The sequence below is a fragment of the Amycolatopsis dendrobii genome (assembly GCF_014145675.1).
Lineage (GTDB): Bacteria > Actinomycetota > Actinomycetes > Mycobacteriales > Pseudonocardiaceae > Amycolatopsis > Amycolatopsis dendrobii.
Genome location: NZ_JACGZW010000004.1, coordinates 639,838 through 653,648, shown reverse-complemented (window position 1 = coordinate 653,648; position 13,811 = coordinate 639,838). Strand labels below are relative to the sequence as shown.

At 69.9% G+C, this 13,811-nt stretch carries 14 protein-coding genes; 4 read left to right on the top strand and 10 right to left on the bottom strand.

Features of this window, described 5'->3' with window-relative positions:
- Positions 1-45: 45 nt before the first annotated feature.
- Both H4281_RS14830 and H4281_RS14825 read right to left on the bottom strand, forming a co-directional pair.
- Positions 46-918, bottom strand: a complete 873-nt coding sequence (locus H4281_RS14830) for a cyclase family protein (RefSeq protein WP_182891461.1) — start codon at positions 916-918, stop codon at positions 46-48.
- A gap of 21 nt (positions 919-939) precedes the next feature.
- Complete coding sequence (locus tag H4281_RS14825; RefSeq protein ID WP_182891460.1) at positions 940-1,296, bottom strand: winged helix-turn-helix transcriptional regulator; 357 nt, start codon at positions 1,294-1,296, stop codon at positions 940-942.
- An 86-nt stretch (positions 1,297-1,382) separates the two neighbouring features.
- Between H4281_RS14825 and H4281_RS14820 the strand changes: the two genes are divergently transcribed.
- Complete coding sequence (locus tag H4281_RS14820; protein WP_182891459.1) at positions 1,383-2,678, top strand: MFS transporter; 1,296 nt, start codon at positions 1,383-1,385, stop codon at positions 2,676-2,678.
- On the opposite strand, the gene H4281_RS14815 is transcribed toward H4281_RS14820, so the two are convergent.
- The 3 genes from H4281_RS14815 to H4281_RS14805 form a co-directional block, all read right to left on the bottom strand.
- A complete protein-coding gene (locus H4281_RS14815; protein WP_182891458.1) occupies positions 2,662-4,269 on the bottom strand; it encodes an ABC-F family ATP-binding cassette domain-containing protein in 1,608 nt (535 codons plus the stop codon). The two genes, H4281_RS14820 and H4281_RS14815, sit on opposite strands and share 17 nt — an antisense overlap.
- Before the next feature lie 352 nt (positions 4,270-4,621).
- Positions 4,622-5,038, bottom strand: a complete 417-nt coding sequence (locus H4281_RS14810) for a Dabb family protein (RefSeq protein WP_182891457.1) — start codon at positions 5,036-5,038, stop codon at positions 4,622-4,624.
- Positions 5,039-5,050: 12 nt separating this feature from the next.
- Complete coding sequence (locus tag H4281_RS14805; RefSeq protein WP_182891456.1) at positions 5,051-5,893, bottom strand: SDR family oxidoreductase; 843 nt, start codon at positions 5,891-5,893, stop codon at positions 5,051-5,053.
- 112 nt (positions 5,894-6,005) lie between these two features.
- Between H4281_RS14805 and H4281_RS14800 the strand changes: the two genes are divergently transcribed.
- Together H4281_RS14800 and H4281_RS14795 are read left to right on the top strand one after the other, a co-directional pair.
- On the top strand, positions 6,006-8,672 hold the full coding sequence (locus H4281_RS14800; protein ID WP_182891455.1) for a helix-turn-helix transcriptional regulator: 2,667 nt from the start codon (positions 6,006-6,008) through the stop codon (positions 8,670-8,672).
- A gap of 122 nt (positions 8,673-8,794) precedes the next feature.
- A complete protein-coding gene (locus tag H4281_RS14795; protein ID WP_237596820.1) occupies positions 8,795-9,238 on the top strand; it encodes a hypothetical protein in 444 nt (147 codons plus the stop codon).
- 145 nt (positions 9,239-9,383) lie between these two features.
- Here H4281_RS14795 and H4281_RS14790 read toward each other — a convergent pair whose 3' ends face one another.
- From H4281_RS14790 to H4281_RS14770, 5 genes are all read right to left on the bottom strand, one after another.
- The gene (locus H4281_RS14790; protein WP_182891453.1) at positions 9,384-10,034 is read right to left on the bottom strand and encodes a response regulator; all 651 of its coding nucleotides are present in this window, start codon (positions 10,032-10,034) and stop codon (positions 9,384-9,386) included.
- Entirely contained in the window at positions 10,022-11,263 is a 1,242-nt protein-coding gene (locus tag H4281_RS14785) for a sensor histidine kinase (protein WP_182891452.1), read from the bottom strand. The genes H4281_RS14790 and H4281_RS14785 overlap by 13 nt, the downstream gene beginning before the upstream one ends.
- 65 nt (positions 11,264-11,328) lie before the next feature.
- The gene (locus H4281_RS14780) at positions 11,329-11,574 is read right to left on the bottom strand and encodes a hypothetical protein (RefSeq protein ID WP_312872115.1); all 246 of its coding nucleotides are present in this window, start codon (positions 11,572-11,574) and stop codon (positions 11,329-11,331) included.
- Positions 11,575-11,606: 32 nt separating this feature from the next.
- Positions 11,607-12,056: a hypothetical protein gene (locus tag H4281_RS14775; protein ID WP_182891450.1), complete on the bottom strand. Its 450-nt coding sequence runs from the start codon at positions 12,054-12,056 to the stop codon at positions 11,607-11,609.
- Positions 12,053-12,724 carry a DJ-1/PfpI family protein gene (locus H4281_RS14770; RefSeq protein WP_220507177.1) on the bottom strand — a complete coding sequence of 224 codons (672 nt, stop codon included), beginning with the start codon at positions 12,722-12,724 and terminating at the stop codon, positions 12,053-12,055. The genes H4281_RS14775 and H4281_RS14770 overlap by 4 nt, the downstream gene beginning before the upstream one ends.
- Positions 12,725-12,846: 122 nt before the next feature.
- Here H4281_RS14770 and H4281_RS14765 point away from each other — a divergent pair, with 122 nt between their 5' ends.
- Positions 12,847-13,806 carry a GlxA family transcriptional regulator gene (locus H4281_RS14765; protein ID WP_220507176.1) on the top strand — a complete coding sequence of 320 codons (960 nt, stop codon included), beginning with the start codon at positions 12,847-12,849 and terminating at the stop codon, positions 13,804-13,806.
- The last annotated feature ends 5 nt before the right edge of the window (positions 13,807-13,811 follow it).

The window sequence follows — 13,811 nt, the reverse complement described above, 5'->3', positions numbered from 1 at the left end:
CCTTCCAGCCAGCAGAATCTGACCGTCGGGGCACCGCGAACCCGCTCAGAAGACCGCGACCGGATTGACCGGCACTCCCGTCAGCCCGAGAATCCGCGGCGGTGCGGCCACGAACAGGAAGCTGTACCGCCCAAGCTCCGCGCAAACCGAGGCCAGTTCGTCGGCGTCCACGGCGTCGATCAACGGCATCCCCAGCCGCGGGAGGGCCACCCCGTGCATCGCGGGAGGGGAGCTCACCGGCGGGTAGGCGTCCGAGAGATCCCCGGCGTACAAGGACACCCCTCGCTCATGCATCCACCGCGCCGCGTCGAGGGTCATGCCGGGCATGGGGTTGCCGCGGTATCGGGTCCGCACCCAGCCGAACCGGGCGACGAGGGCGTCTCCGGGTTCGACGTGGACGGTGAAGCGTTCTTCCGCGGCCTCGAGGTCCTGTGCGGTGAGCGCGCGGTCGCCGGGAACCGGGCCGTCGGCGGCGAAATCCAGCAGGATGCCCCTGGTCACGATGCCTGCGGCGAAGGCAGTGGTCGATCCGTGCACGACGCCGCCCATCGTGACGCTCTCGTTCGCCGGGCGGCCGGGGTACACCTGCCCGTCTTGCGGGATGTGCGCCAGCGCGTCCAGGTGCGTGGACAGGGTGTGGTGGTTCGTCACGGTCAGGGCGTCCGCGTACGCGATCGCGGGGCTTCCGGTGTACAGCATCATCTGCTGGACCGGCGATTCCTCGGCGGTGCGCGGCGGGAAGGGACCGCTGAGCACCGGGGCCGGCTGGATCGGCACCGCCAGCGACACCGAGCGGCCGGTGCGGACTTCCCGCGCGGCTCGTTCCCGGACCTCGTCGGTGATCAGGTTCAGCGTGCCGAGTTCGTCGTCGGCGCCCCAACGGCCCCAGTTGCTCGGCAGGTCGTTCCGCTCGCTCATGGTCATGATCGTACGGAGAAACTACCGCTGCTCCGCGGCGTGCGAGGCGTAGGAACGGCCCCACGCCGCCATCGCGTTCAGCACCTCCTGCGCGTTCTCGCCCAGTTCCGTCAGGCTGTATTCCACCTTCGGCGGCACCTGCGGGTACACCACGCGGCGCAGCAGGCCGTCGGATTCCAGTTCGCGCAATTGGCGCGTCAGGACGCGGTCAGTGAGATCTGACAGCAGGCGCGAGAGTTCCCCGAAGCGCAGCACGCCGTGTTCGGCCAGTGCGTGCAGAATGCTCGGCTTCCACGCGCCGCCCAGCACCATCGTCGTGATTTCGGCGGCGCAGCTTGTTCGCCACGCTCGTACGGCCTTTTCCGTTTGCGGGCGCATCCGGCCTCCTCACTATCCATTCGGTGAGTACTGGACGGTAAAGTCCGTACTTGTCGATCGCGGGGGTGTCCGGACAGGATCGTCGCATGGCGTTGACCCGGGTGGAGCCGCGGCGCGGGCTCGTGCTGATTCCTTTGCTGGCTGGGGTCCTCGGCGGAAGTCTCGCCCTCGGCATGGTCAACACAGCGCTGCCGCGGATCGCGGACGAACTGCAGGTGTCGGCGCCGGCACGGGCATGGATCGTCGACGTGTACCCGCTCGCGCTGGCGGTCGCGATGGTCGGGGCGGCTCGCGCTGGCGACCGCTACGGGCGGAAGCGCGTGCTGCTGCTTGGTGTGAGTGCGATGGCGGTGCTGAACGCGGTGGCCGCGGCCGCCCCCAGTTCGGCGTTGCTCATTGTGTGCCGCGGATTGCTCGGGGTGGCCAGCGCGTTGATTCTCGCCGGGGTCGTCGGCACGATCGGATCGCTCTTTTCCGGGCGGGATCTCGCGTTCGCCAACGGTATGTGGGTCACCGTGCTGGGAGCGGGCAGCGCGCTGGGGCCGGTCGTCGGCGGAGTGCTGACGGAAGGGCCGGGCTGGCGCTGGGTTTTCCTCGCCCTGGTGCCGCTCGCGGTGCTTACGATCGCGTTGGCGGTGTGGCTGCTGCCCGAATCGGCCGGACAAGCGGCTGCCGGATGGGAGATCCCGAGTCTGCTGTGGTCGGTGACGGCGATCGGCGCGATTGTGTACGGGCTGCAGGAAACCACCGTCGCACCGGTACGCGGGGTGGTGTGCGTCGCGGCGGGCATGATCGCCGGAATTGTGTTTGTCCGCAGACAGCTTCGGCTTCGGCAGCCGTTGTTGCAGGTCCGGCTGTTTCTGCGGCCGGCTTTCGCGTCGGCGTTCGCGCGGATCGTCGTTTCCGCCGCGACGGCTGCGGCCTGTCTCTATCTCGTCAGCCTCGAACTCCAGCACGCACAAGGGCAAACGCCGATCGAGGCGGGTTTCGCGCTCGCTCCGCAAGCCGTCGCCACCGCGGTCGGCGGATTGGTCGCGCCGTTCAGCTTGACCTGGTTGCGCAGCCGGACAGCAACGTCCATCGCATTGGTGATGCAAGCTGCCGGACTAGCGGCGGTCCCGTTGAGCCACACGGTGTTTCCGGTCGCACTGGTCGGATTCGGGTACGGCGCGATCGGCACCTTGGCGACCACCGCGCTGTTCGAGGCCGCGACCGCCGAGCACGCCGGAGCGGCCGGGGCGACGCAGGAAGCGGGGTTCGCCATCGGTGCGGGCGGCGGGGTCGCGGTGTTCAGCACGATCGCCGATCTCGGCGGCGGGACGGGATTCGCCGCCGCGCTGATCGCGGCGGGAGCGGTCACGCTCCTCACCGCGATCCGCTGACCGTTGTTTCTTCCACAGTGGACCCGAGCTGCACCCACCTCGTCGCCCCGATCGTGCGCAGGAACGGGAGATCGTGACTGACCACGATCAGCGCGCCCGCGTACGATTTCAGTGCCTGCGACAGCTGCCGAACGCTGGCCAGGTCCAGATTGTTCGTGGGTTCGTCCAGCAACAGCAGCTGCGGCGCCGGTTCCGCCAGCAGCAATGTCGCCAGCGTGGCCCGGAAACGCTCGCCGCCGGAAAGGCTTCCGGCGGGCTGGTCCGCCCGGCTGCCGCGCAGCAGGAACCGCGCGAGCTGAGCGCGGATCTCGTTGTTCGACGCGGAAGGAGCCGCACGGGCCACGTTCTGCGCGGCGGACAGTGTGTCGTCCAGGACGTCGAGCCGTTGCGGCAACCAGCGCACCGGCACCGGGAGCTCGACCGTCCCCGATCGCGGTTCGATCGCCCCGGTGATCGTTTGCAGCAGCGTGGTTTTGCCGGAACCGTTCGGACCGACCAGCGCGATCCGTTCCGGTCCGCGCAGGGCGAGGTTCACCGCGAGCCCGTTGCGAAGCTCCACATCGGACAATGTGAGCACTTCTTTTCCGGACGGCACCGAGGTTTCCGGCAGCTCGATCCGGATCTCGTCGTCGGCTCGGATCGCTTCCTCCGCCTCCTTCACCCGGTCCTTGGCCTCCGCCACCTTGTCGAGATGCATCGTGCGGTGCTTGCCCGCGGCGATTTCCGCGTCCTCCTGCCGTTTGCGCATCCGCACTTTGGGCTCGCGCTTGTTCTCCCACTGCTTCCGGCCGTACCGGGCGCGCCGGTCCAGCTTCGTCCGCGCCTCGATCAGCTCGCGCTGCTGCCGTTTGAGATCCGACTCCGCGGCACGCAGCATCCGCGAAGCCGCCTCCTGCTGGACGGCCACCGCTGCCTCGTAGTCCTCCAGATTTCCGCCGTAGAAGGTCACCTCCCCGGACCGCAGATCGCCGATCCGGTCGACGTGGCGCAGCAACTCGCGATCGTGAGATACCAGCACCAGCACGCCTTTCCATGCCCGGACCGCCTCGCCGACCAGCCGCCGGGCCCGCAGGTCCAGGTTGTTGGTCGGTTCGTCGAGCACGAGCACGTCCGGCTGCCGCAGGAACTGCGCGGCGAGACCGAGCAGGATCAACTCGCCGCCGGACAGCTCCCCCGCCCGCGCGTCGAGGGCGACATGCGAGAGGCCGAGCTGATCGAGCGTCGCGCGGGTGCGTTCCTCGACGTCCCACTGGTCGCCGACGGTCGCGAAATGCCTCTCGTCAGCGTCCCCGCGCTCGATCGCGGCGAGCGCGGAGCGCACCTCCGCCACGCCGAGCACGTCGTCGACGCGGCGTTCGGCGCCGAGGATCAGGTTTTGCGGCAGGTAGCCGAGTTCGCCGGACACGCTGATCGAGCCGGCGGTCGGCCGCAGTTCGCCGGCGATCAGCCGGAGGAGGGTGGATTTCCCGGACCCGTTCAGGCCGATCAATCCGGTGCGGCCCTCGCCGATGGCCACGGAGAAGCCGTCGAAGACGACCTCGCCGTCCGGCCAGGCGAAACCGAGGTCCGCGCACACAATGGAGGAAGACATAGGCGTAACTCCCCGTTCGCGAGTGGACAAGAACGCGGAGACACCGCGGCGCGGCGAGGACGGATTCAGGGTGCCGTCATCCGAGGCCAGACGCGCGACGGGCGGAAGAGCCCGGGTTCGCGGTGTCTATACACCTCAGAAGATCAATGCACCTCTCCGATGAACGGCGACAACTGACGTCAGCTTACCCAGCGGGCCGGACCGCGCGCCAACGAATTAACGCAGCGGGCGCTGCCTCCTGCCCGCGTGGCTCTTCGGCTCCGCCGAGGTCCGTGAGGGAAACCCGGAGAGAGGCAGACTCCCTCAGGGTTCCCCGCACGAACATCCGCGGCGCAGGCCGCGTCGCTGTCGGTCAGTGGCCGTGCTTCCCCGGTGCCGCGCTGCCGGTGTACTCGGCGAGCCCGGAGACGAGGTCCGCGATGTCCGGCACCTTCTCGAACCGGATCCGGTGGACCTCGGCGATCTTCTCGCCGATCTCCGGGTCCGGGTCGTCAGTGATGTCGGAGGACATGAACTCCTCGACCAGCGGCAGCCCCAGCCGGTCCAGTTCGAGGTGTGCCGGATGGTTCATGTACTCCGCGTACCCCTCGATGTCCTCGACCACCAGGACGGCGCCCAATTCGTACTTCCCGCCGAAATCAGGGCCGACAACGCGTGCCTTGATCGCCGGGATCCGGTCGAACAGCTCGCGCATTTTCGCGGTGACCTCGGCCCTCTCCCGGGCGGTGACCTCGGGCTTGAGGACGAGGCGAATGCTGTGGTAGATCATCGGAATTCCCTTTCAGAGGGCCGCGAACGCGGCGGAGTAGTCGAGGGCGAAATCGGTGAGATCACGGGCGGGGCGGCCGGTGAGGTCGGCGACGGCACTGTGCACCTCGGCGGCCTCGCCGCGGGCGTAGTGGGCGTAGTCCTCGACCAGGCCGCCGATCTGCCACGACGGGAGCAACCCGTTGAGCGCGGCGGCGAACTGGTCGGCGGGTGCGTCGTGGAAGGCGATGTCCCGTCCGGTGGCGGCGGAGAGCGCGTCGGCGATCTGCGCGTGAGTCACGGCGCGCGGACCGGTGAGCGGGTAGGTGCGGCCGGAGTGTCCGTCCGTGGTCAGTACGGCAGCGGCGGCGGCTGAGATATCTCTGGTGTCGATCGCGCTGACGGCCGCGTCGCCGATGGGCGCGGCGATGAATCCCTGCGCGATGGTGGCGGAGAAGTTGAGCAACGCCTGCAGGTAGAGGTTGGGCCGAAGCACGGTGTAGTCGAGCCCGAGCTTCTCGACGTGTGCCTCGACTTCGGCGTGCCAGCGCAGGAAGCGCACCGGCGAATCGGCGCGGGCGGCGTACTGGGAGAGCAGCACGAGCCGGTGGACGCCGGCGTCGCGGGCCAGGTTCGCGAACTGGATCTGCAGCTCAGCGGCATCGGGCGCGGAGGGGCTGTTGAGGAAGACCGCGTCGACTCCCTTCAGTGCCACGGCGATCGAGGCCGGATCGCGCAGGTCGGCGATCACGGTCTCGACGCCGTCGACGGGGCGGCCTCTGGTCATGGCACGGACGGCGCTGCCGCGGGCTTGCAGAGCGGGAATCAGCGCGGACCCGACGGTTCCGGTCGCGCCGGTGACGAGCACGGTGTCCATTGTGGATTGTCCTTTCCTCAGGTGACCTGTCACCACCTTCGCCCGGGTGCCGCTGCGCTCGCGTCGGTGACTATCGCCTACTTCGCCTACGCGTTGTCCTAAGGTTCCGACCATGCCCACCACGTCCTCCCTCATCGGCCGGCCCGACGAGATCGACCGCCTCCTCGCGCTGGTCCGGTCGGCGGAGCGGGGCGAGGGCGGGGCGCTCGTCCTGCGCGGCGAAGCGGGCATCGGCAAGAGCGCGCTGCTGGACCACGTCGAGCGGACGGCGGAAGAGTGTCAACGGATCCGTGCGTCCGGTTCGGAGTTCGAGGGCGAGATGCCGTTCGCGGCGCTGCACCAGCTGTGCGTTCCCGTCCTGGCGCATCTCGACACTCTCTCGACGCCCTACCGCGACTCCCTGCTGATCGCGTTCGGCCTGGCCGACGGCGCGCCGGACCCGTTCCGCGCCGGTCTCGCCGCTCTCGAACTGCTGGCCACGGCCGCGGCGGAACGTCCGTTGCTGTGCGTGATCGACGACGCGCATTGGCTCGACGCCGCGTCGGCGCGGGCGTTGACGTTCCTGGCCCGGCGCATTTCGGCGGAGCCGATCGCGATGGTCTTCGCCGCCCGCGACCCCGAGCCGATCCCCGGGCTCGACGAACTGCCCGGGTTGACCGTCGGCGGGCTCAGCGACGCGCACGCACGCGAACTGCTGGCCGAGCAGAAGACCGTGATGCTGGACGAGCGGGTGCGCGACCGCCTGCTCGCCGAGGCGCGCGGCAACCCGCTGGCCCTGATCGAGCTGCCGAAAGCAGGCGGCTTCGCGCTGCCGACGCCGTCGCCGATCGCGAGCCGGATCGAGCGGAGTTTCCTCTCTCGCATGGCGGATCTGCCCCCGGACGCGCGGGAGCTGCTGATTCTCGCCAGCGCCGACCCCACCGGCGACCCGGGCCTGCTGTGGGCGGCCGCCCGGCAGCTGAACCTCGACGTGCCCGCCGCGAGCGCCGCGGCTGAGGCGTCCGGGCTGTTCCAGTTCGACACCCGCGCGCGGTTCTGCCATCCGCTGGCGCGCTCGGCCGCTTACCGCGCGGCTGAGCCGAAACAGCGGCAAGCCGCGCATCGGGCGTTAGCCGATTCGACCGATCCGGACACCGCTGGCGACCGCCGCGCCTGGCACCGTGCGCAGGCGACCGCCGGGCCGGACGAGGAGATCGCGGCGGAGCTGGAAGTGTCGGCGTCCCGCGCGCAGGCCCGCGGTGGCGTAGCGGCCGCCGCGGCGTTTCTCGAACGGGCCGCCGCGCTGTCACTCGACCACGGCAAGCAGGTCGAACGCACACTCGCCGCCGCAAGGGCAACGCTCGCCGCAGGCCGGACCGACGCGGCCGCAGACCTTCTGACCAGCATCGACACCTCGACGTTGGCGGTCCCGCAACGCGCCTCCGCCGACCTGCTGCGCGGGCAGATCGCCTTCGTCCAGGGCCCGGACGGGGCGGTTCGCGGTCCGGAGATCATCCTGCGGGCCGCGCAGCTGCTCGCCGACAGCGATCCCGGACGGTCGCGCGAGTTCTTGGTGGCGGCGCTGGAAATGGGCCTCGTCGTCGGGCGGGCCGCCGGCGTGCTGGACCAGGTGCTCGCCGCCGCGCCGCCGACCGGACCGCCGGACCTCCTCACCGCCCTGGTCCGCTTGACCGCCGAAGGCCACCGCGCCGGGGTTCCGGCGATCCGGCAGGCCCTCACTGGCGACGACGAGGGCTGGATCCGCACGCCCGCCTTGGCCACCGTGCTCGCGGGCGAACTGTGGGACCTCGACTTGCACCGGACGATCGTCGGCTGGCTGGAACGGACCGGACAGTCGACCGGATCGCCGATGACCGTCCGGCTCGGGCTGTCGCAGGCCGCGCTCTACGCGGTGTTCACCGGGAACTTCGGCCAGGCGATGGCCGCGATCGCCGAGGAAGAAGCGATCGCCGACGCACTCGGCGATCCGCCGCAGCTGTATCCGCGAGTGCACCTGGCGGCGATGCGCGGGCGCCGGCAGGAGGTGCTCGACCTGTTCGCCGAGGCCACGAGCCGACGCACCGGCCAGCTGACCGCGAACGCCCACTGGGCGATGGCCGTACTGCACAACGGCCTCGGCGAATACCCGGCGGCGCTTGAGGCCGCGACACACGCGATCGCGAGCGGCGACCTGTTTCTCACCGGCATCGCGCTGCCCGAGCAAATCGAAGCCGCCGTGCGGTGCGGGGAGGACGCCGTCGCCCGGTCTGCTTTGGATGCGTTGGCCGAGCGCACGGAACCCGCTGGGACCAACTTCGCCCGCGGCATCGCAGCGGGCGCACGGGCGATGGTCAACGACGCGGAGGACGAGTACGTCGCGGCGCTCTCGTATTTGACGGACAGCCCGCTTTCCGTGCAGATCGCGCGGGCGCACTTGCGGTACGGGGAATGGCTGCGCCGCGCTGGCCGTCGTCGAGATGCGCGCGAGCAACTGCGTGCGGCACATGAGCAGCTGTCGAAGATCGGGGTGGAGGCGTTCGCCCGACGGGCTGCTGACGAACTGCGCGCGACGGGGGAGGTGGCGCGCAGCCGTTCGTCGCATACCTATGACCGGTTGACCATGCAGGAAATGCACATCGCCCGAGAGGTCGCTGCGGGAGCCACGTCGAAGGAGGTGGCGACGCGGCTGTTCCTCAGTCCTCGGACGGTGGACGCGCATCTGCGAAATATCTTTCGCAAGCTCGGTATCACTTCACGGAGGCAGCTCAGAGATATGCCTGATCTCCGCGACGCGGATTAGCCGGCTCGAAGGTGTAGCCAGGACCACCGTCAAGTCGGATAGGAGCGTTACTGCCTCGGGCAAGCCGCGACGACATGCTGATGTCGTGCCCGAGGGGCGGGCACCGGAGGGAGTCAGGTGCCATGGCGAGCGGTGTCCCGCGGATCCTTCCGAAGACCGCGGCCGCTTCGGCGCTTCGCCGAGTGGCCACGGTTCTCACCGTGCTCGGGCTGGCGATGATTCCCTGGCTGGTCTACCTGCACACCGAACTGCCTGCTACCGCGCAGGCCTCGCACTGGGCCTGGACGTGGACGGGTCTGGACAGCTTCGAGGCGCTCGGCTTGCTCTCCACCGGACTGCTCCTCAGATGCGGCGACCGCCGGGCCTGCCTGAGCTCCGCCGCGACCTCGGCCCTGCTGCTGGCCGACGCCTGGTTCGACACCATGACGGCTGCCCCTGGCCCGGATTTCACGCTGGCGGTGCTGATGGCCGTCTTCGCCGAGTTGCCGCTGGCGGCGGCCTGCGCGGTTCTCGCGACCCGGGCCTTCCCCCGGCCGGGCCGCCGAGCGGAAGAGCTCACGGCGTGACCAGGAGCTCGCGGTCCAGTCCGTTTCGGGAAGTCCCGGCCTGCCACAACGACGGCTCACGAGCGGTTCGTTCGGCCGACGTCCGTGCGGAGCAGCCGACACCGCCTGGCACTCCAGCCGCAGATCGTGATCGCCGACGGGAAGGTCAGGACCGGGACGCTCCAAGGAACCGCAGCACGGCCAGCACCCGGCGATGGTCCGCGTCGGCCACCGGCAGGTCGAGCTTGGCGAAAATGCTGTTGATGTGCTTCGCCACCGCACTCTCGCTCACCACCAGCGCCTGCGCGATGCCGGCATTGGAGCGGCCCTCGGCCATCAGCCCGAGCACCTCCCGTTCACGGGGAGTCAGCCGCGCGAGCGGGTCGCTGTCGCGCCGCAGCAGCAACTGGGCGACGACCTGCGGATCCAGGGCCGTGCCCCCGCCGGCCACCCGCCGGACCGCCGCCACGAAGTCGGCGACGTCGGCTACCCGCTGCTTGAGCAGGTAGCCCACCCCGCTGGTGTTCGCGGACAGCAGGTCGGCCGCGTACCGCTCCTCCACGTACTGCGAAAGCAGCACCACCGGCGACCCCGGCCAGCGGCGGCGGATCTCCATCGCCGCCCGCACTCCCTCGTCGGTGAAGCCGGGCGGCATCCGGACGTCGATCAGGGCGAGTTCGGGCCGGTGCTCCGCCACCGCCGCCAGCAGCCCCTCCGCGTCGCCTGCTTCCGCGACGACCTGGAACCCGCCCGTCTCCAGCACCTTGGTCAGGCCGACCCGCAACAACACCGAATCCTCGGCGATCACCGCGCGCACGGCAGCTCCGCGGTGACGGTGGTGGGCCCGCCGGCGGGGCTGCTGACGCGGAAGGCCCCGTCGAGGGAACCGACCCGCTTGGCCAGCCCAGTCAGCCCCGTGCCGGCGGCGTCGGCACCGCCCAGCCCGTCGTCGGTGACGCGCACTCGCAGCACCTCGCCGACCTGACGGACGATCACCTCCGCACGCATCGCGTTGGCGTGCTTGGTCGCATTGGCCAGCGCCTCGGAGATCACGAAGTACGCGACTGACTCCACGGTGGGCGCCATCCGCTCCGCCAGATCGACCCGAAGCCGCACCGGCAGGGGCGTGCGGGCGGCCAGCCCGGACAACGCCGCGTCCAGACCTCGGTCTTCGAGTACGGCCGGGTGCAGCCCCCGCACCAGGTCGTCGAGTTCGGCGATCGCTTCCTTCGCCTCCAGGTGCGCCTTCTCGATCACCTCGCGGGCGTCGCTCGGCAGGTCCGGGCGGGTGGCGATGGCCAGACCCAGGTTGACCGCGAGGGACACCAACCGCTGCTGAGTGCCGTCGTGCAGGTCGCGTTCGATCCGGCGGCGCTCCGCGTCGACGGCCTCGATCAGCTCGGTCCGGCTTCCGGCCAGCTGATCGACCCGCTCCTGCAGCCGCTGCGCACGGCTGGGCCCGAGCAGGCCCGACGCCAGCCGCGTTTCGGCCCGGGCCGCTGCCCTCGCGGTCCAGGGCAGCGCGCACAGGAGGAGGAGCCCAGCCGCGGTGTAAGCCGGGAGCTGGGTCAGGTAGCCGAACCAGTCCTGGCGGATTCCGGTCGGCAGCGCCCATGCCCAGGCGTAGGAGGTGACGCCCGCCAGGCACGCCGCTGCCGCCGCGAGCACCAGCAGCTCCAGCAGCGCGAGCGGCGGACCCAGCAGGAGGTGGTAGCCGATCTTGCGCCAGGGCCGCGTCGCCGCGAGCCATCGGGCGGTCGAGGCCCACGTCCGCTGTTCCGGTGCGGCGGCGAGCCGGGGGACGTCCACGCCGATGAGCACCCGGTAGCGGGCGCGCTGAACGGCCGTCAGCACCGGGGAGCCGAGCAGGACCAGGGCGGCCGGCACGGAAACCGCGAGGAGCCAGCTCCCGGTCCTGGCGACGGTCGCCGCCGCCCAGGCCCACCCGGGGACCAGCGCCAGGTGCGGCAGCACCCCAGCGGCGAGAAAGCCGGTGTCCCGCCGCGCCCGGAGGACCGCACGGCTCAGTCCGGCGGGAATCTTCATGGCATGACGCTAAGGCACCGGGTGAGGACGGTGCCATGAAGCCCGTGCCCGGTCTCGTGGTGAACCTAGTGCCACCTGTCGCGCTCGGTTCCCTGACGCACGGGCGAAGCAGCCCGTGCCGCGAGAAGACCGCCGATTCCCGGAATCAGCGCCAGCAGCCAGGTCCGATGACGGCCTCCCATGACCAGCACGGCAGCGATCACCGTTGCCGTATAAGCCAATCCGTGCACCGGGCCGAGCACCTGCGAGACCTGCGGCTGATGCACGGTCACGATATTGCCCAGCATCAGCACCAGCGTCGTCAATTCCACCGCGCCGATTATCTCCAGAATCCGTCGCGGGCTCACAACCCGACTCCCGTCGTCGAGCCGGGACGGTAGATCATCAGTACGACCACCACCGCCCAGAGCAGATTGAAAACGCCGGTCGTCATTCCCAGGCGAACGGTCACCGGCTTCTCTGCCCCGAGTGCGTCGACTACGCGTTTCTGACCGGGCAGGATCACTGCGATCAGGATTCCGGCGGCGGCGACGGTCAGAATCAGCGAGACGATCAGCCACGTGTCCCCCAGCACGCCCATCCGGGCGCCGGTCGCGATACCGAACACCGGGACGAGCGCGCCGAGCACCGCGTACACGCGGGTCGTGCGGTGGAGAACCTGCAGCGTGGCAGCTTTTTTCGGGTCGTCGGTGGCGAGCCGGGCAGCGCTGGGGAACATGCTCGCGGCGACGGCGACCGGGCCGATGGCGAGAATGGCCGCTAACACGTGAATCGACAGCAGGAAAGCGTTCACTCGTTTTCACCGACACCGCTAGTGCTGCCCTGGAGTACACCGTCGCGCTCAGCTTTCCAAGCGGTACCCCGGCGTTCGTATTCGAAAAGCTCCTCGACGGCATGCGCGGCGTGCGAACCGAAATCGCGCTCCAGCACGTAAAGAGCCACATCAAGACCGGAAGTAACGCCACCGCCGCTGATCACATCGCCGTCGTCCACGACCCTGGCGCGGACGGCGTTCACTCCGGCGGCGCTGAGCTGGTCGATGCCGAGCACATGCGTCGTCGCGGTGCGGCCCTCGAGCAAACCGGCCATCGCCAGCGCGAGCGACCCGCCGCAGATGGTCACGACCGTGTTGTCCGGATTGTCGAACGCGCGCCGCAGCAACGGCTTCGCATCCCCCGAAGCGAAGCGCGACAACAGGGCCGGAATGGTCTCGACGCCCGTGTCGGGATCGCCGTCCACCGGGCCGGCGGCCCCGGGGATGAGTACGTAGCCGACCGCGTCCGGGTCGAAGGCGGCGGTCGCGGTGAGAGCGAGCCCGGGGACGCCGGAGCGCACGACGCCGGGGCCGTCCGCGCTCACGAGCTCGACGGCGAGTTTGCCGCTCGCCGCCAGCACTTCGAACGGAGCGACGACGTCGAGCGGGTCGAACCCGTCGAAGAGCACGAACTGGGCCCGCAGCATGGGTGGTTCCTTTCGATGGACGCTTTCGTCCATCGAAAGCCATCCGCGATGATCTCCACAATGGCTATCAGGACACCTCCCACCTATATCTGGCCACGTGGCAGATGCCTTACGCTCCAGGGATGTACACCACAGCGGTGCTCGCCCTCCCGGACTCGATCCCATTCGATCTGGCCACGCCGATCGAGACCTTCGGACGCGTCCGGCTCCCCGACGGCCGCCCGGGGTACCGCACGCTCGTCGCCGGTCCGGAGCGCGACATCGAGGCAGGCCCGTTGCGATTGGCGGTCGACGAGAACCTCGACGCCCTCCAGCGAGCCGACCTCGTCGTGGTGCCGGGACGGGAGAACCCGCTGGCACCCGCACCGCTCGCCGTACTGGAAGCATTGCGGGCCGCCGCGGACCGAGGCACCCGAATCGCGTCGATCTGCGTCGGGGCATTCACGCTCGCCGAAGCAGGATTGCTCGACGGCCTGGATGCGACCACACATTGGCTCGCCGCCGACGAATTCGCGAGGAAATACCCGGCCGTCCGTTTGAATCCCGACGTGCTTTACACCGACAACGGGAAAATCCTCACTTCCGCGGGCGCGGTCGCCGGAATTGACCTGTGCCTGCACATCGTCCAGAACGATTACGGAACCGCAGTCGCGGCCGACGCCGCCCGCCTCGCTGTCGCGCCATTGCACCGGCCAGGCGGACAGGCGCAATACATCGTCCGCAACCGCGCCCCCAGCCGTCCGGCCACGCTCGGCCAGATCCTGCCGTGGATCGAGGAAAACGCGTACCGGGACCTGGCGCTCGCGGACATCGCCGCCGCGGCCGGGCTGAGCGTGCGCACGCTCACCAGGCGATTCAAGGACGAAACCGGCCAAAGCCCCATGCAATGGGTCGCCGGAGTGCGCATCCGCCAGGCACAGGAACTGCTCGAAACGACCGATCACACCGTCGACCGGATCGCCGCGCAGACCGGATTCCCGACGACCAGCAACTTCCGTTCCCAGTTCGGCCAGGTGGTCGGAGTGACGCCCGGCGCGTACCGGAAAGTATTCCGGGCGGGGCCGCATCGCCCAGCCGATTAGGCCGT

Bases quoted from the DNA above. Each gene is read 5' to 3' on its own strand.
- H4281_RS14830 (WP_182891461.1), bottom strand. From the start codon at position 918: ATGAGCGAGCGGAACGACCTGCCGAGCAACTGGGGCCGTTGGGGCGCC.
- H4281_RS14825 (WP_182891460.1), bottom strand. From the start codon at position 1,296: ATGCGCCCGCAAACGGAAAAGGCCGTACGAGCGTGGCGAACAAGCTGC.
- H4281_RS14820 (WP_182891459.1), top strand. From the start codon at position 1,383: ATGGCGTTGACCCGGGTGGAGCCGCGGCGCGGGCTCGTGCTGATTCCT.
- H4281_RS14815 (WP_182891458.1), bottom strand. From the start codon at position 4,269: ATGTCTTCCTCCATTGTGTGCGCGGACCTCGGTTTCGCCTGGCCGGAC.
- H4281_RS14810 (WP_182891457.1), bottom strand. From the start codon at position 5,038: ATGATCTACCACAGCATTCGCCTCGTCCTCAAGCCCGAGGTCACCGCC.
- H4281_RS14805 (WP_182891456.1), bottom strand. From the start codon at position 5,893: ATGGACACCGTGCTCGTCACCGGCGCGACCGGAACCGTCGGGTCCGCG.
- H4281_RS14800 (WP_182891455.1), top strand. From the start codon at position 6,006: ATGCCCACCACGTCCTCCCTCATCGGCCGGCCCGACGAGATCGACCGC.
- H4281_RS14795 (WP_237596820.1), top strand. From the start codon at position 8,795: ATGGCGAGCGGTGTCCCGCGGATCCTTCCGAAGACCGCGGCCGCTTCG.
- H4281_RS14785 (WP_182891452.1), bottom strand. From the start codon at position 11,263: ATGAAGATTCCCGCCGGACTGAGCCGTGCGGTCCTCCGGGCGCGGCGG.
- H4281_RS14770 (WP_220507177.1), bottom strand. From the start codon at position 12,724: ATGCTGCGGGCCCAGTTCGTGCTCTTCGACGGGTTCGACCCGCTCGAC.
- H4281_RS14765 (WP_220507176.1), top strand. From the start codon at position 12,847: ATGTACACCACAGCGGTGCTCGCCCTCCCGGACTCGATCCCATTCGAT.